Source organism: Microbacterium sp. NPDC028030 (assembly GCF_040637855.1).
Lineage (GTDB): Bacteria > Actinomycetota > Actinomycetes > Actinomycetales > Microbacteriaceae > Microbacterium.
In genome coordinates, this window is sequence record NZ_JBEZXF010000001.1 from 1,421,548 (window position 1) to 1,436,354 (window position 14,807).

The following is a 14,807-nucleotide window of genomic DNA, read 5'->3' on the forward strand; positions in this document are numbered from 1 at the left end:
CCCCCTCTGCGAGATCTCCATCCGTGGATACCGTTGGGTCACCGCAGTCGGGCGCTTGCGCCCCGAAAGAAGGGAAAGACCGATGAACATCCTCCTGATCATCGTCATCGTCGTCGCTGTGATCCTTGCGATCACCGGAGGACTGGTGCAGTCGCTCCAGTTCCTTCTGTGGGTCGGGCTCGTCCTCCTCGCGATCGCTGTGATCGCCTGGTTGATCCGAGCGATCAGCGGCAGCCGCAAGGTCTGACACTGAAGGTCTGATCCTGAAGAGGTGAGGCCCGCCCATCGGCGGGCCTCACCTCTTTCGGCGTCCGGGGCCCTGCGTCTACTTCTTGTCGAACGCGTCGCGCACGCTGTCGCCAGTCTTCTCGGCCGCGTCCTTCACGTTCTCGCCGGCCTGCTTGGCCGAAGCCTTCACCTGGTCGGCCTGGCCCTCGGCTTCGAGACGCTCGTTGTCGGTGAGCTTTCCGACGCCCTCCTTGACCTTTCCGGAGGCCTTCTCGGCGGCGTTCTTGATGTCGTCTGCAGCACTCATGTCCTGCTCCTCTCATGGGTCGGATTCGACTGATTCCGACCCTCGCATGCACGCGTGGAAGGGGCCACGGGATTGACAATCGGCGCAGGCCATGTCAGCGTTCCGCGCATCGACGCGAACCCCGCGAGCGACTAGCCTGGCGCCAGGCGGGTGGTCCTGCCCGCCGGTCTCTACTCACGGAAGCGGTGTGCGATGGACTCGATGATGATGGGCGCCATGTCGAAGAGCATGGAGTCGATGCCCGACATGCAGATGATGGACATGTCGGTCATGCAGGCGTGCATGGATGCGTGTGCCGCGTGCGAGCAGGCCTGCACGGTGTGCTCGACGCAGATGATGGACTGTTCCCCTGCGTGCATGAACTGCGCTGACATGTGCAACACGATGATGCGCTCGATGATGCGGATGCAGGGGATGACGCCCGCGTCGATGATGGCGATGCTGGACGCGTGCATCGCGATGTGCCAGACCTGCATGGACGAGTGCATGGAGCACGCCGACATGAGCGAGGTCTGCCGGATGTGCGCTCAGGCGTGCCAGGCCTGCATGGACGCCTGCATGGCGATGAAGAACATGATGATGGCGGGTGCCTGAGCGGCGAGCTGTTCGCTGAGCAGGGCCGTCAGACGGCGGCGACGTTGAACTGGGTGCGCCCGACCGCGAGGACCCCGTAGCGCTCGTGCAGTGCGACGGGCGTGCCGGGTGCGGCTTCGAGCGCGGCCCCCGAGGCGTTCCACAGTGCGTGGACGTCTCCATCGAGCGTGCGCACGACGAGATCACCGGTGAGGGCGTCCGTCGACTCGACGAGAGCATCGACCCACGCGGTCGGCGTCGCCGAGGCGATGCGCGCCTGGATCAGGTGCAGCGCGTGGCCGGGCGCGAACGAGGAGCACCGGTCGCCGTGGCTGCACATGCACGCCGCACGCTCACGCACCGGGAGGGGCGAGGGGCGGTTCAGCGGCGTGGACACGACGGTCTCCTTCTTGTTCGACGTTCCGGAAAGACTAAGTCGACCGCCCGCCGCTGCCCAGACCGGTCGACACGGAGCGAAACAAACGGGTGTAGGCTCGCCGGGTGCTGTCGTCGATGAGCGCCCTCGCGGCGCAGAGCGGAGCTGCAGGCGCTTCCCGCGCCGCAGACAGAGGCTGAGGACCCACCGGAGGCGGACCCCCGTCGCCGGTGCCGAGTCGTACCCGGCGTCCCGTCGGGATCCTTCCTCCATCGTTTCGCCCTCCGTGGGCATCCACCTCGAAAGCACCTCTCTCATGCGTCCCATCGACGAGCGCGGCATCCGCGCATCCTTCCTCAACGCCTCCCGCAAGGAGGTGTCCGACCTGACCCTGCCTCCCGGGTTCGCCGACGTCGACTTCGACCGGCTCGACTTCCTGGGCTGGGTCGATCCGAAGATGCCCCGCCGGGCCTACGTCGTCGCGTGGATCGACGACGCTCCGGTGGGCGTGTTCCTGCAGCGGGCGGAGCAGCGGGTGATCGCCCGCGCGCAGTGCTCGTGGTGCGAAGACGTCACGCTCCGCAACGACGTCCAGCTGTTCGTGGCGCGCAAGGCCGGCGCGGCGGGGCGCAAGGGCGACTCCGTCGGCGTCCTCACCTGCTCCGAGTTCGGCTGCAACCGCAACGTGAGGATCCTGCCGCCACTGGCATATCAGGGCTTCGACCGTGAGTTCGCCCGCGACTTGCGCATCCTGCGGCTGCAGGAGCACGTCGCCGGCTTCCTCGCGGAGGTCGCCGGTCGCGCCATCTAGGCGACGTGTGCGCGTCCGCCGACGCGGGCGCGCACGTGTTCCTCGGCCGCACCCGCCAGGTCCGTCGACAGGCGTGCGAACTCGTCGAAGCTGCGGCGGCCTGGCCAGTCGGCCGGCAGCATCGAGGGGGGAAGTCCCGGATCGGTGTATGGCAGCACCCTCCAGCGATCGATGAGCTGCACGTATGCGGCGAACGGATCGTCGGGGAGCGTCGTCAGAGACTCCTGGAACGCGAGGTGCTCGGTGCGCAGCGCAGCCAGGTCCCACCACTGCGCCGCGGCCTCGACGAGGGTGCCCGCGACGACGGGTGCGGATGCCTGGAACAGCGTCGCCCACCGACGCGCGCCCAGCTCCTCCAAGATCTGCAGAGCCTCCGCCTGCAGGTGACCGGGACAGATCCACAGTGCGGGCGACACGACCCCGGCGCCGATCCAGTGCAGGCGTCGACGCAGCTGGTGGCGGATGCTCCTGGCGCTCTCGGGGATCGAGAAGGACACCAGGCACCAGGTGTCGGAATCCGTCATCTCGCGCATCCGGAAGATGCGTCTGTCGCCCCGCTCCAGCATGCTGACGGCGGCCGGATTGAGCCGATAGCCGATCGGCCCGGAGCGTTCGGCGATCAGCAGGCCCTTCTGCTTCAATCGGGCGATGCCGGTGCGTGCCACGCCGGATTCGATGCCGAGGTCGCCGGCGAGCGCGACCAGGTCGGCTGCGGAGATCCACCCGCCGAGCGGCCGGAGGAAGAGGCCGACCAGGGTGCGCAGCAGAGACGCGGTGCTGCCGGGCCGTGCATCGATGTCGTCCAGCACGGTCGCGGCTGCACGCTCAGAAGTCACCGGACTCCAGGGCGTCCCGAACCGCGATGACCCCCGTGACGGTCTCCAAGTGCGATGTGCTCAAGGGAGAGAGGCCGAGGCGGATGCCGTCGGGGAACCGGAAGTCCGGGATGATCCCGTCCGTCCAGAGTCGCCGTGTCACGTCGCGGAAGTCGGGGTGGCCGATGGTCACATGACCGCCGCGCAGTGCGGCGTCGCGCGGGCTGAGCAGGCGCACGCCGAGCGGGGCGAGGAGTTCGTCGTACGCCCGCACGGCCAGGTCGGTGAGCGACTGCGACTTCGTCCGCACGCCGTCGATCGAGGACTCCTCGATGAGGTCGAGCATGCCCTGCATCGCGAGCATCGACGTCACCGGCGGGGTGCCGCTGAGCAGTTGGCGGATGTCGCCGGACGGCACGTACTCCGGACCCATCGCGAAGATGTCCGCGGCGCTCCACCAGCCCTGGATCGGCTGACGCAGCACGCCCTGGAGTCCGCGACGGAGGTAGGCGAACGCGGGGGAGCCCGGGCCGCCGTTGAGGTACTTGTAGGTGCAGCCGACGGCCATGTCGACGCCCCACTCGTCGAGCTGCATCGGCACGACGCCGACCGAGTGGCAGAGGTCCCACATCATGAGGGCGCCGGATGCGTGCGCGGCCGCCGTGATGCCGCGCATGTCGGCGAGGGCGCCGGAGCGGTAGTCCACGTGGCTCAGCGACACCAGGGCTGTGCGCTCCGTCACGACCGCTGCGACATCGTCGACCGTCACTCCCGACACGGGGTCGGGCTCGAGCCAGCGCAGTGTCATGCCCGTCTCGGCGGCCACGCCCTCGGCGAGGAACCGATCCGTGGGGAAGTTCCCCGCCTCGATCACGAGCTCGGTGCGGGCGGGGTCGGCGGCCGCAGCGGCGCGCATGAGCTTGTAGATCAGCACGCTGGTCGAGTCGGCGACGACGGTCTGGCCTGCGGCAGCACCGAGAGCGACGCGGCCGATGCGGTCCCCGAGCTGCATCGGCAGCGCCATCCACTGCTCGTCCCAGGAGCGGATCAGGCGGGTCCCCCAGTCGTCCCGCACGAAGGCGGCGAGCTTCTCGGGGATGTCGCGCAGCGGGCGGCCGAGCGAGTTGCCGTCGAGGTAGGCGGTGACGCCTGGCGCCTCGGCGAACGCGTCGAGGTGCGCGTGCAGCGGGTCGGCCGCGTCGAGGGAACGGGCCGTGTCGAGCAGGAGGATGTCGCGGGGATCGGTCATGTCACACCTTCAGGTCTGCGGGAGTGAGGGGGCGGGCGTCGAGCGGATCGGCGGACGCCGGGGTCGCGCGGGGGAGCAGCAGCAGAACGGCGTCGGGGTCGAGTGGATCGACGGGGTCGAGCGCGCGCAGCAGAGCAATGGTGTCGAGGCCCGCCTTGCGGAGGGCGGCGACCTCGCGCGGGTTCAGGTCGACGGGCATCGGCCCGTTGCCCAAGTCGGTGCCGTAGCGCACGGTGCCTCCTGCCGCGTGGAAGCGTCGCACGTTGTCGACCGCGATCTCCTGCACGGGGCCGTCGTGGATCGCGAGCGTCGAGATCCACGAGACCGAGGCCGTCTGGCGTGCGATCTCCTCGTCATCGAGGCGCTCCGTGAAGGGCGCGTGAGCGAGGAGGGCTGCACCGAGCCGGGCCACCCGCTGCGCCTCGCCGGGGCCCTCCGCGTGGGCGACGACGGGCAGGCCGTGGTCGGCGGCGAGACCGACGACCGTGCGGAAGAGCACATCCGGGAGCACAGGTCCCGCTGCGCTGTTGCTGGTGACCTTGAGGCGCGACGCTCCCGCCGCGGCCATCTCGGCCACGGCCTCGGCCGCGGCGTCCGCGTCGGCGATCTCGCGGACCGCGCCTTTCGGCGCCCAGCTGCGGTCGGAGGGGTAGCCGCCGGGTGCGGTGAGGAAGGCGCCGGCGAACTCGACGCGGACCGGCCTCTCGTGCGCGGCGAGCGTGCGCAGCGCGTCGGGGTCGCCGCCGAGGTCGACCACGCGTCCGAGGCGCGACCCCGCGAGCTGCGCATGGTCGACGAGCTGGAGGTGCACATGGTGGTCGGTGAAACCGCCGACGATCACGCCGTCGAGGGGCGCGAACTCGGTCGACGGGACATCGTCACGAAGCCGGGCACGCCCGTCGACGGCCTCGACGACGCCAGCGCGCCAGCCGGAACCGTCGAAGAACGTCACGGAACGCATCAGCTGCCGATCTCGGTGCGCACCGTGTAGAGCTCGGGGAAGAACGTCAGATCCAGTGCGCGCTGCAGGAAGCCGACGCCGCTGGAGCCGCCGGTGCCGACCTTCATGCCGATCGTCCGAGCGACCGTCTTCAGGTGCCGGAACCGCCAGAACTGGAAATTATCCTCGAGGTCGACGAGGTCTTCGCACGCCTCGTACAGGTCCCAGTAGCGGCTCGGGTCCTGGTAGATCTCGCGGATCGCCGGCACGAGCTCCGGGGTCTCCCGGTACGGCTCGCGCACGTCGCGCTCGAGGATCACGGACGGGATGGGCAGCCCACGGCGGGCGGCGAAGCGCAGGAACTCGTCGTACAGGGTCGGCTTCTCCCACTCCGCGGTGAGCAGGGCGAGGTTGGCCGGGTGGTCGCGGAAGACGCTCAGCATCTTCTCGTTCTTGTTGCCGAGCGCGAACTCCACCGCCCGGTACTGCACGGACTGGAAGCCCGAGGAGTTGCCGAGCGCCCCGCGGAACTGGGCGTACTCGGTCGGGGTCAGGGTCGCGAGGACCGACCACTGCTGCGTCATCACGTCCTGGATGCGCTTGACCCTGGCGATGCGCTTGAGGGCCTCGCGCAGGTCGTCCCTGGCCAGCAGCTCGCGCGCGGAGGAGAGCTCGTGCAGAAGCTGCTTGAGCCACAGCTCGGTGGTCTGGTGCTGGATGATGAACAGCATCTCGTCGTGGTGCTGCGGTTCGCTCACCGGGCGCTGCGCTGTGAGCAGTTGGTCCAGCGCCAGGTACGACCCGTACGTCATCCGCCCGGACAGGTCGGTGACGATCCCGGATTCGAGGGCGCGCTCATTCTCGGTGTGCATGCGCCGAACATATCACTTTCGTGGCGAGCGTCACAGGTGTGAAACGTCAGCCTGGACGGATGTCGGGCGCTCGCGCGGATGTCGGGCCGGAACAGCCCCCTCCGCCCGACATCCGTGCACACACCCGACAAGTGTCCGGGGCATCGGACGGACCGGGGCGGACCGGGACGAGGGTCAACGGGTGGTGTGCGCGTCCAGGAACTCGATGGTCTTCTGCAGGGCCGTCCGCGCGTCCGGCAGGTCCAGGTGGAACTGATACTCGTGCGGCAGCTGCGGCTCGTGCGGAGCCGGCCAGAACTGCGTCGTCACATCGACGCCGAGCTCACCCAGGCGCTTCGCCATGGGAATCGACTGCAGCCAGGTGAGTCCGTCCCCGTTGCCGCCGGAGATGTAAGTGGTCGGGAAGTCCGCGGTGACCCAGTCGATGGTCGACATCGTGGCCCCGGTCGAGTCCTCCGCCCAGGTCTTCGTGCCGGAGTACGCCCACATCGCCGACTTGAATCCCCATCCGGCGATGCCGTCGAGCTGTGCGAGGGCAGCCAGGTCGTAGACGCCGCAGTTGAGGACGGTGGCCACCACCTGGTCCGGTTTCAGCGACGGCGTGATGTCCATGATCTCGGCGTAGGCAGGACTCGTGATGAGAGTGGCCATCTGGCTCGCGAGCTGTCCGCCTGCGGAGTCGCCGGCGAGGACGATCTGCTGCGGGTCGACCCCGAGCTCGTCGGCGTGCTCGTCGATGTATGCGAGTGCCGCGTCGAGCTGGTGCACGGCGAGCGGATAGACGCCCTCGGGGCCGATCGTGTAGTTCACCGCGATCGTCGTGTACCCCTCGGCGGCGAGGATGCGCATGTACGGATCGACGTTCTCCTTCGCGCCGGAGATCCAGGCCCCGCCGTGGATCCACACCACGGTCGGCAGTGCTCCGGTGGCGGATGCGGGGCGGAAGACGTCCATGGTGGTGTCTGCGCCGTCGTCGCCGTAGGCGACGTCCTTCTGCACGTCGAGCTTCGTCTCGGGCACGTACTTGTCCATCTCGGCGGCGGTCTCGTCGCCGCCCTTGGTGAACACCGCGCGGATGATCATCGCCGACGGCCATGGCGTGATCGATCCGATGATCGCGATCACGGCGGCGACCGCGACGATGATCCCCAGCACCACCTTCGTCCGGCGCCAGGGCTTGCGCGCCTTCTTCGGGCGTGCGGACTCTGCGGTATGCGCGTCGATGCTCATGGACCCCTCCCAGGCACCAGTGTGGCAGAGGCGAGGCGTCGGGTCCCTGTCCCGGCCGTCAGCGGGTGAGTCCGGCGAGCAGCCGGCGCAGGCCATAGGCGAAGGCCCGCTCGACGTCGCCGCCCAGGCGGAACGCACCCGACAGCTCCATCTGCAGGAAGCCCGTCGCCCATGCCGTGAAGAGGCGGGCCGCGTCGAGGGCGTCGTCTTCGCCGACGAGGGCGGCACACGCGCGGATGACGGGTGCGGCGGAGCGTTCGAGGGCATCGTGGGGAACGGCCGCGGTGAAGATGATGCGGAACCCCTCGGGGTGGGCGCGGGCGAAGGCGCGGTAGGCGTCTGCGAGTGCGGCGAGGTCGTCGGCGGCGGCGTCGAGGCGCACGGTCAGGGCGTCGACCGATGCCGTGGCGACGGCGGCGTGCAGCGCATCGCGATCGCGCACCCGCTTGTACAGCGAGGGTGCGCGCACGCCGACGCGCGCGGCGACGGCTTGCATGGTGAGGCCAGCGGGGCCGGCGACCTCGAGGATCTCGCGTCCTGCCGCGACGATCTCCTCGAGGGATGTGCGTTCCGGTGTCGGCATGCGTCCTCCTTCATGGCTATTGACAATAGCCATGATAGCTACGTAACGTAGCCATCGCAAACACTCCGAGAGGATCCCCCATGAAGCTCGCCCCGCACCTGCACCGCATCGGCAACGACATCGTCGCCGCGTACCTGGTCGACCTGCCGGAGGGGATCACCCTGGTCGACGCCGGGCTCCCCGGTCACTGGCACGACCTGCAGCGCGAGCTCGACGAGATCGGACGGCCGTTGTCCGACGTCCGCGGCCTCGTCCTCACCCACGGCGACAGCGACCACATCGGGTTCGCCGAGCGTCTGCGCCGGGGGGCGGGTGTGCCGGTGTTCATCCATGCGGCCGACAGTCACCGGGTACGCACCGGCGAGAAGCCGAAGACCCCGATGGGGCCGGCGAGACTCGCGCCCACCCTGGGTTTCTTCGCGTACGGACTCCGCAAGAACGCGCTCCGAACGCACTACGTCCACGACGTCGTGGAGGTCGCCGACGGCGATGTGCTCGACCTGCCCGGCGCTCCCGTCGTGGTGGGGATGCCGGGGCATTCGCCGGGCAGCATCGCGGTGCACATCCCGCCCGCCGACGCGGTGTTCGTCGGCGATGCGCTCACCACGCGGCACGTGCTCACCGGTCGGACCGGAGCACAGCCCGCCCCGTTCACGGATGAGCCGGGGGTCGCTCTCGCCTCCCTCGACCGTCTGGCAGACCTGCCCGCCTCCTGGGTGCTCCCGGGTCATGGGGCGCCGTGGCAGGGGTCTCCTGCCGACATCGCCGCTGCCGTGCGCGCCGCGGCCTGAGGCTTCGGATCGGCGGACGGGGTTCGGGACCGGCGATGATTCGCGGAACCGGCGACGATTCCCCGATCACCCTCGCCGATTCCGCCGCAGAACCTCACCTACTCCGCAGATCGTCACGGCCCTCCTCGCGTCCGGGGCCTCAGTCGCCGGAGTGCCCGACGATGGCGGCGCTCAGCGCGTCGACGGGGCCGCCCGCCGCGCGAGGATTCGTCAGCAGGGTGAAGTCGATCTCGCCGAGGCGGGGCAGGCCGAAGGTCGGGCTCACGGGCACGAGGTCTGTCGGCACCATGGCCCGCGGGAGCACCGCGATGCCGATCCCGGCCCTGACGGCGGCGAGAGCACCGTTGACGTCGCGGACGTTGCAGGTGATGCGCCAGTTGCGGCCGATGGACGCGAGCGCGTCGATCGCGGCGGCGCGCGACAGGCTCGGATCGGGGTAGGCGATCAGGGGGACAGGGGCACCAGGGTCGAGCCGGGTGCTCTCGTGTGCGACCCAGACGTGCCGGTCGCGGCGGACGAGGCGGCCGGTCGGCAGGCCCGGCTCCTGCTTGACGTACACGAGGTCGAGCTGACCGGCGCGCAGACGACGGGCGAGCGCGGGGCTCTGTCCCACCGTGAGCACGAGGTCGATCTGCGGGTAGAGGCGGCGGAACTCGCGGAGGATCGCCGGCAGCTCCGTGAGGGCGAGGTCGTCCGCCGAGCCGAAGCGCAGTCGACCGCGCATCGCCGAGGTGTCGAAGTACGAGGCAGCGGCGTCGTGCGCGCTCAGGATGACCCGCGCGAAGCCGAGCATCGCCTCGCCGTTGTCGGTCAGCTCGACGGTGCGGGTGTCTCGCAGCGCGAGCGTCCTGCCCGCGGCGCGCTCCAGGCGGCGGATCTGCTGGCTCACGGTCGACTGGCTGGTCTGCAGCTGTTCGGCTGCGCGCGTGAAGCTGCGCGTCTCGGCGAGGGCCACGAAGGTGCGCAGCAGCTGGGGGTCGAACATCATTCACCTTTCGAATGAGTGATATGGCGATCATGACATGTCTGAATGGGGAGGTCGAGTCGTCCCTAGCCTGGACGCATCATGTCGATGACGCGCGATACCCCGACTCCCGACACCTCTCCCATCCCCGTGATCGTCCAGCGCGGCCGCAAAGACGTCCGTGCCACGCTCGCCGTCCGCAGCTTCCGCTGGGTCTTCGTCTCGATGCTCGTCGGATCGATCGGAGCCTGGGTCTCGCGCATCGCGCTGGACTGGCTGATCCTCGAGCTCACGGGCAGCGTCGCCGCTGTCGGACTCGCCGTCACCTTCCAGTTCGCCCCGATCCTGCTCTTCGGTCTGTGGGGAGGGTCGCTGTCGGACCGCTTCCCGCGGCTGCGGGTCATCCGCATCGCGAACGGCACGGCCGCCGGCGTCATGATCGCGCTCGCCGTGCTGGCTCAGCTCGATGCGCTGATGCTGTGGCACATCTATGCGGCGGCTGCCCTCGGCGGGTTCACAGCGGTGGCGGAAGGGCCCGCCCGCTCAGCGCTGATCGCGCAGGTCGTACCGCGAGAGCGGCTGCAGACGGCTATCGGCATCAACGCCGCAGCGTTCCACACCGCCTCGTTGGGCGGCGTCTCGGCGAGCGGCGCTGTCCTCATCCTCTTCGGTGCGCCGTGGGCGCTGTCGATCTCCGCGGTCCTCGCCGTGCTCTCCTTCACCGCGTTGACGCGCCTGCGCGCCGCGGAGATCCCGCGGTTCGTGCGTGTGCCGGAACTCGGCACCGGGATCACGGCGGCGGCGCGTTATGCGTGGCGCAAGCCCGGCATCCGCTGGCCGCTCGTGCTCATGGTGTTCGTCGCGACCTTCGGGATGACGCAAAACGTCCTGTTCGCCGCCGCGGCGAGAGACGTCGGGTTCGACACCGGTCCGGGCGGGTACAGCCTGTACATGGCAGCAGGGGCGTTCGGGGCGCTGCTCGGCGCTGTGCTGTCGACGCGGCGGCGGACGGTGGGCGTTCCTGTGGTGGTGACGGGAGCAGTCCTGTTCGCGGCGGCGATGGTCGGCACGGCGTTCGCCCGGATCGACGCGGTCTTCGTGCTGTCCGTGGTCGTGCTGTCGCTGCTGCGCGTGATGTTCGCGACGAGTGCCGAAGCGCTCGTGCAGCTGTCGACGAACCCGGCGATCCGGGGTCGGGTCTCCGGTCTGTATCTCGTCATCGTCGCGGCGGGGCAGACCGTCGGGGCCGTCGTCGTCGGCGCCATCGTGCAGACGTGGGGACTGTCGGCGGGGTTCCTGGTCGCCGGGGGAGTGCCGTTCGTCGCCGCCTGCGTCGTCGTCGCCGTGACCGTCCGTACGTGGGGCCTGCGGGGGATCCGGCTCCGTGTGCGACGAGTGCGATCCCGGACGCCGTGACGATTCCCGGAGTCGATGACGATTCCCGGACGATCTCGGCCGATTCCTCCGCAGATCGTCACGGAGGGATCGTCACCGGCCGATGGTCGACAGGATCCCGGCCGTGTCGCCCATCGTGATCTGCGGTGGATACAGCCCCATGACGTGCAGCGCGGCGGCGTGATTCTCGGGTGTGGAGCCCGCGCACGCGTCGGCCGCGACCGTCACGTGAGCGCCCGCGTCCGCAGCGGCGAGGGCCGTCGAGAGCACGCAGCAGTCTGTCGAGACCCCGGCGAGCACCACGTGGGCGCCGTGCCCGACGACCGCCTCCAGGTCCTGACCCCACTTGCCGAACGTGGGGAGGTCGATGCTCGCGTGCGGGGAGAGCCCCACGGCATCCGCGACGAGATCGAACAGCGGATCCTCCGGCGGCTGATCCGCGAACGGCCAGGCGGCGAAATACTCTCCCCATGATGTGGTGCGGTCGGCGGTGGGCATCCAGCGCGTGACCAGCACCCGGTCGCCGAACGCCTCCGCCAGGGCGCGGATGCGCGGCACGACCTCGGGGAACGACGGCGAACCCCACGCGGAGTCGGGGGAGGCGAAGATCACTTGCGGATCGATCACCACGAGCCAGGGTTCACCCGTCGCAGAAGAGCTCACGCGTTCTCCTGCCGGCGGATCTTGGCCGCCCGTGCGAAATACGTGACGAGGAACGACAGCACGAGTGCGAAGAACACCCCGAGGTTCGCGTAGGCCCAGTCACCGTCTCTGCCGCCGATCAGGAACAGCAGATAGCCCTGCCAGTTGTTCCACGCGGCGTCTTCGGCGAAGTTGTTCACGACCAGGCCCCACCCGATCACGCTGGTGACGACCATCGTGGCGATCGAGGTCCAGTCCCAGGCGCCGTAGCGACCCCGGCTGTCGAAGAGCGCCTCTTCGTCGTAGTCCTTCCGGCGGCGCAGGATGTCGGCGATCAGGATGCCCGCCCACGAGGCGAGCGGAACGCCGAGCGTGATCAGGAAGCTCTGGAACGGTCCGAGGAAGTCGGTCGCGAAGAACACGACGAAGATCGTGCCGATCGTGAGGATCACTCCGTCGATCGCCGCGGCGGACGGACGCGGGATGCGGATGCCCAGGCTCAGCAGCGTCAACCCCGATGAGTAGATGCCCAGCACCGCGCCGGAGACGAGCGCCAGCACGGCCGTGAGCAGGAAGGGCACGAGCACCCAGACCGGCAGGATCGACGCGAGCGCGCCGATGGGGTCGGCTGCGATCGCGTTCATGAGATCTTCGTTCGAGCCGCCGAGCAGCAGACCGAAGACCACCAGGATCACCGGGGCGACCGAGCCGCCGATCGTGTTCCACGCGACGATGGCCCCGTCGGACGCCGTGCGCTTCTGGTACCGCGACCAGTCGGCGGCGATGTTGATCCAGCCGAGCCCGAAACCGGTCATCACCATGACCAGCGCACCGATCACCTGGCCGATGCCCCCGTCGGGGCGGGCCATCACGGCCGCGAGGTCGATCTGCGGCGCCGCGAGGATGATGTACAGCACCGTCACGATGCCGGTGATCCAGGTGAGCACCGACTGCAGCTTCATGATCGTGTGGTAGCCGAGGACGGATGCCGTGACGATCAGCGCGGCGACGATCACGGTCGCGATGATCTTGAGCGCGATGCTGTCGCCGTCACCGCCGAGCTGCGTGATCACGGTGGCGGTGGCGAGCACGGCCATGATCGCGAGGAAGGTCTCCCACCCGATCGAGGTCAGCCACGACACGATGCCCGGCACCTTCTGCCCCTGAACGCCGAACGCCGCGCGTGAGAGCACCATGGTCGGCGCGGAACCGCGCTTGCCCGCGATCGCGATCAAGCCGCACAGCAGGAACGACACCACGATGCCGATGACCGACACCACTGTGGCCTGCCAGAACGAGATCCCGAAGCCGAGCACGAACGACCCGTACGACATGCCGAACACCGACACGTTCGCCGCGAACCAGGGCCAGAAGAGGTCACGGGGCTTCGCGGTGCGCTCCGACTCGGGGATGATCTCGATGCCCGCGCGCTCGATGAGTCCCGCCTTGATGTCCGTCATGGTCACATCCTGGCACTGCCGTGACCTCGAGGGGCGGAGTTCGTGGAGGGGACAGCTCCCGCGTCGATCAGCCCGCGAAGAACGACTGCGCGGTGCGGGCGAGGTCGTGCAGGTCGGAGACCCCGGCGAGCTCGCGTGCGGAGTGCATCGACAGGATCGGGATGCCCACGTCGACCGTGCGGATGCCCAGGCGGGTGGCGGTGATCGGACCGATCGTCGAGCCGCACGGCACGCTGTTGTTCGACACGAACTCCTGCGTGACGACGCCCGCGCGCTCGCACCACGTCCGCCACGACGCGGTGCCCACGGCATCCGTGGCATACCGCTGGTTGGCGTTCAGCTTCAGGATCGGGCCCGAGCCGAGCACCGGCTGCACCACCGGGTCGTGCTTGGCGGCGTAGTTCGGGTGCACCGAGTGGCCGACGTCGCTCGACAGGCACCACGACGACGCGTAGGCCTGACGTCGCGCCGACGAGTCCGCGCCGAGCCCCGCGTACAGACGCTCGAGCACGTCTTCCAGGAACGGCCCCGCGGCGCCGGAGCGCGACGCCGAGCCGAGCTCCTCGTGGTCGAAGGCGGCGAGCACGGCGATCGGGCTTCCGCTCTTCGCCTCGTGTGCGGCGAGCGCCACCACCCCGGCGTGGACCGAGGCGAGGTCGTCGAGGCGGCCGGATGCGAAGAACGCACGGTCCTTTCCGAACACCGCCCCGCGCGCCGCGTCGGCGACCACGACGTCGTACCCGCGGATCTCGGCTGCGGCGACGTCCGCGGAGGAGGCGAGTTCGGCGAGGATGTCGGCTTCACTCGCGTCGCCGAGTCCCCACACCGGCTGCGTCTCGACCTGCTTGTCGAGCGCGAGGCCGTTGTTCACCCCGCGGTCGAGATGGATGGCGAGCTGGGGGAGGCGCAGCAGGGGACCGGTGTCGGCGAGCACGACACGGCCGTCGGCCAGTGCGAGTCGCCCCGCGAGCCGGAGTTCGCGGTCGAGCCAGGAGTTCAGCAGCGGTCCGCCGTACACCTCGACCGCCGCCTGCAGCCATCCGCGCGACCCGGTGGTCGGCTGCGGCTTGAGCTTGAAGCCGGGGGAGTCGGTGTGGGCGCCGAAGATCTGCACGGGAGTCGTCGCCGAGGCGTCCTCGGGCACGGCCCACGCGATCGTCGCGCCGTCGCGCACCACGACGAACCGTCCGCCGGCCTGTGCGGGCCAGGCATCCTCCTCGCGAAGACGCGTGTACCCGGCGTCTTCGAGTCGTCGGGCGACCTCTGCCGCCGCGTGATAGCTCGAGGGTGAGGCCGAGACGAAGTCGGCGAGGTCCTCGGCGTGGGCGAGGGCGACCGGAGTGACGGGCATGACGTGCCTTCCTGGAGACGGGCGTGCTTCGAGCGTAGTCGCGGTGCCCTGCTGTCCGATCCGTCGAGGGTCGCCGGCGCGGTCGTTTGCCGCGCGTTCATCCTGGCGCGTTAGGGTTGTCCCGATAGCGCCTAGGGTTCCGGGGTTCGCGCCCGTCTGGTCCGAGCGGCGCCACGGTCCTCCTCCGCAGGAGGGCCGTCATCTGACAGGACAAAAGCCC

Annotated in this window: 17 protein-coding genes; 4 read left to right on the forward strand and 13 right to left on the reverse strand. The window is 69.6% G+C overall.

Annotation, left to right across the window (positions count from 1 at the left end; translation table 11 throughout):
- Positions 1 to 82 precede the first annotated feature (82 nt).
- Positions 83 to 247 carry a hypothetical protein gene (locus tag AB0E56_RS06990; RefSeq protein WP_017201713.1) on the forward strand — a complete coding sequence of 55 codons (165 nt, stop codon included), beginning with the start codon at positions 83 to 85 and terminating at the stop codon, positions 245 to 247.
- Positions 248 to 325: 78 nt separating this feature from the next.
- Here the strand turns inward: AB0E56_RS06990 and AB0E56_RS06995 are convergent, their stop codons facing one another.
- The 3 genes from AB0E56_RS06995 to AB0E56_RS07005 form a co-directional block, all read right to left on the reverse strand.
- Entirely contained in the window at positions 326 to 535 is a 210-nt protein-coding gene (locus AB0E56_RS06995; protein WP_359797741.1) for a CsbD family protein, read from the reverse strand.
- 170 nt (positions 536 to 705) lie between these two features.
- Positions 706 to 1,023, reverse strand: a complete 318-nt coding sequence (locus AB0E56_RS07000) for a hypothetical protein (RefSeq protein WP_359797742.1) — start codon at positions 1,021 to 1,023, stop codon at positions 706 to 708.
- A 134-nt stretch (positions 1,024 to 1,157) separates the two neighbouring features.
- On the reverse strand, positions 1,158 to 1,505 hold the full coding sequence (locus tag AB0E56_RS07005; protein ID WP_359797744.1) for a hypothetical protein: 348 nt from the start codon (positions 1,503 to 1,505) through the stop codon (positions 1,158 to 1,160).
- 295 nt (positions 1,506 to 1,800) lie between these two features.
- On the opposite strand from AB0E56_RS07005, the gene AB0E56_RS07010 reads away from it, so the two are divergent.
- Positions 1,801 to 2,295 (forward strand): FBP domain-containing protein, encoded by a 495-nt coding sequence (locus AB0E56_RS07010; protein ID WP_359797745.1) that lies wholly within the window; start codon positions 1,801 to 1,803, stop codon positions 2,293 to 2,295.
- Here the strand turns inward: AB0E56_RS07010 and AB0E56_RS07015 are convergent.
- The 6 genes from AB0E56_RS07015 to AB0E56_RS07040 form a co-directional block, all read right to left on the reverse strand.
- Positions 2,292 to 3,131: a PaaX family transcriptional regulator C-terminal domain-containing protein gene (locus AB0E56_RS07015; protein WP_359797746.1), complete on the reverse strand. Its 840-nt coding sequence runs from the start codon at positions 3,129 to 3,131 to the stop codon at positions 2,292 to 2,294. The two genes, AB0E56_RS07010 and AB0E56_RS07015, sit on opposite strands and share 4 nt — an antisense overlap.
- Entirely contained in the window at positions 3,121 to 4,359 is a 1,239-nt protein-coding gene (locus AB0E56_RS07020; RefSeq protein ID WP_359797748.1) for an aminotransferase class V-fold PLP-dependent enzyme, read from the reverse strand. Before AB0E56_RS07020 ends, AB0E56_RS07015 begins: the two co-directional genes overlap by 11 nt.
- A gap of 1 nt (position 4,360) precedes the next feature.
- A complete protein-coding gene (locus AB0E56_RS07025) occupies positions 4,361 to 5,320 on the reverse strand; it encodes a hydrolase (RefSeq protein WP_359797749.1) in 960 nt (319 codons plus the stop codon).
- Positions 5,320 to 6,171: a tryptophan 2,3-dioxygenase family protein gene (locus tag AB0E56_RS07030; protein ID WP_359797750.1), complete on the reverse strand. Its 852-nt coding sequence runs from the start codon at positions 6,169 to 6,171 to the stop codon at positions 5,320 to 5,322. Before AB0E56_RS07030 ends, AB0E56_RS07025 begins: the two co-directional genes overlap by 1 nt.
- A 174-nt stretch (positions 6,172 to 6,345) precedes the next feature.
- Positions 6,346 to 7,401: an alpha/beta hydrolase gene (locus AB0E56_RS07035; RefSeq protein WP_359797752.1), complete on the reverse strand. Its 1,056-nt coding sequence runs from the start codon at positions 7,399 to 7,401 to the stop codon at positions 6,346 to 6,348.
- Positions 7,402 to 7,459: 58 nt separating this feature from the next.
- Complete coding sequence (locus tag AB0E56_RS07040; protein WP_359797754.1) at positions 7,460 to 7,984, reverse strand: WHG domain-containing protein; 525 nt, start codon at positions 7,982 to 7,984, stop codon at positions 7,460 to 7,462.
- Between the two features lie 80 nt (positions 7,985 to 8,064).
- Here AB0E56_RS07040 and AB0E56_RS07045 point away from each other — a divergent pair, with 80 nt between their 5' ends.
- Positions 8,065 to 8,775, forward strand: coding sequence for an MBL fold metallo-hydrolase (locus tag AB0E56_RS07045; RefSeq protein WP_359797755.1), 711 nt, complete (start codon positions 8,065 to 8,067; stop codon positions 8,773 to 8,775).
- A gap of 139 nt (positions 8,776 to 8,914) precedes the next feature.
- Here the strand turns inward: AB0E56_RS07045 and AB0E56_RS07050 are convergent, their stop codons facing one another.
- Positions 8,915 to 9,760, reverse strand: coding sequence for a LysR substrate-binding domain-containing protein (locus AB0E56_RS07050; RefSeq protein ID WP_359798270.1), 846 nt, complete (start codon positions 9,758 to 9,760; stop codon positions 8,915 to 8,917).
- Positions 9,761 to 9,841: 81 nt separating this feature from the next.
- Between AB0E56_RS07050 and AB0E56_RS07055 the strand changes: the two genes are divergently transcribed.
- Positions 9,842 to 11,155 (forward strand): MFS transporter, encoded by a 1,314-nt coding sequence (locus AB0E56_RS07055; protein ID WP_359797757.1) that lies wholly within the window; start codon positions 9,842 to 9,844, stop codon positions 11,153 to 11,155.
- Between the two features lie 72 nt (positions 11,156 to 11,227).
- Here the strand turns inward: AB0E56_RS07055 and AB0E56_RS07060 are convergent, their stop codons facing one another.
- From AB0E56_RS07060 to AB0E56_RS07070, 3 genes are all read right to left on the reverse strand, one after another.
- The gene (locus AB0E56_RS07060; protein ID WP_359797759.1) at positions 11,228 to 11,797 is read right to left on the reverse strand and encodes an isochorismatase family protein; all 570 of its coding nucleotides are present in this window, start codon (positions 11,795 to 11,797) and stop codon (positions 11,228 to 11,230) included.
- Complete coding sequence (locus AB0E56_RS07065) at positions 11,794 to 13,236, reverse strand: cytosine permease (protein ID WP_359797760.1); 1,443 nt, start codon at positions 13,234 to 13,236, stop codon at positions 11,794 to 11,796. Before AB0E56_RS07065 ends, AB0E56_RS07060 begins: the two co-directional genes overlap by 4 nt.
- 67 nt (positions 13,237 to 13,303) lie before the next feature.
- A complete protein-coding gene (locus AB0E56_RS07070; RefSeq protein WP_359797761.1) occupies positions 13,304 to 14,587 on the reverse strand; it encodes a M18 family aminopeptidase in 1,284 nt (427 codons plus the stop codon).
- Positions 14,588 to 14,807 lie beyond the last annotated feature (220 nt).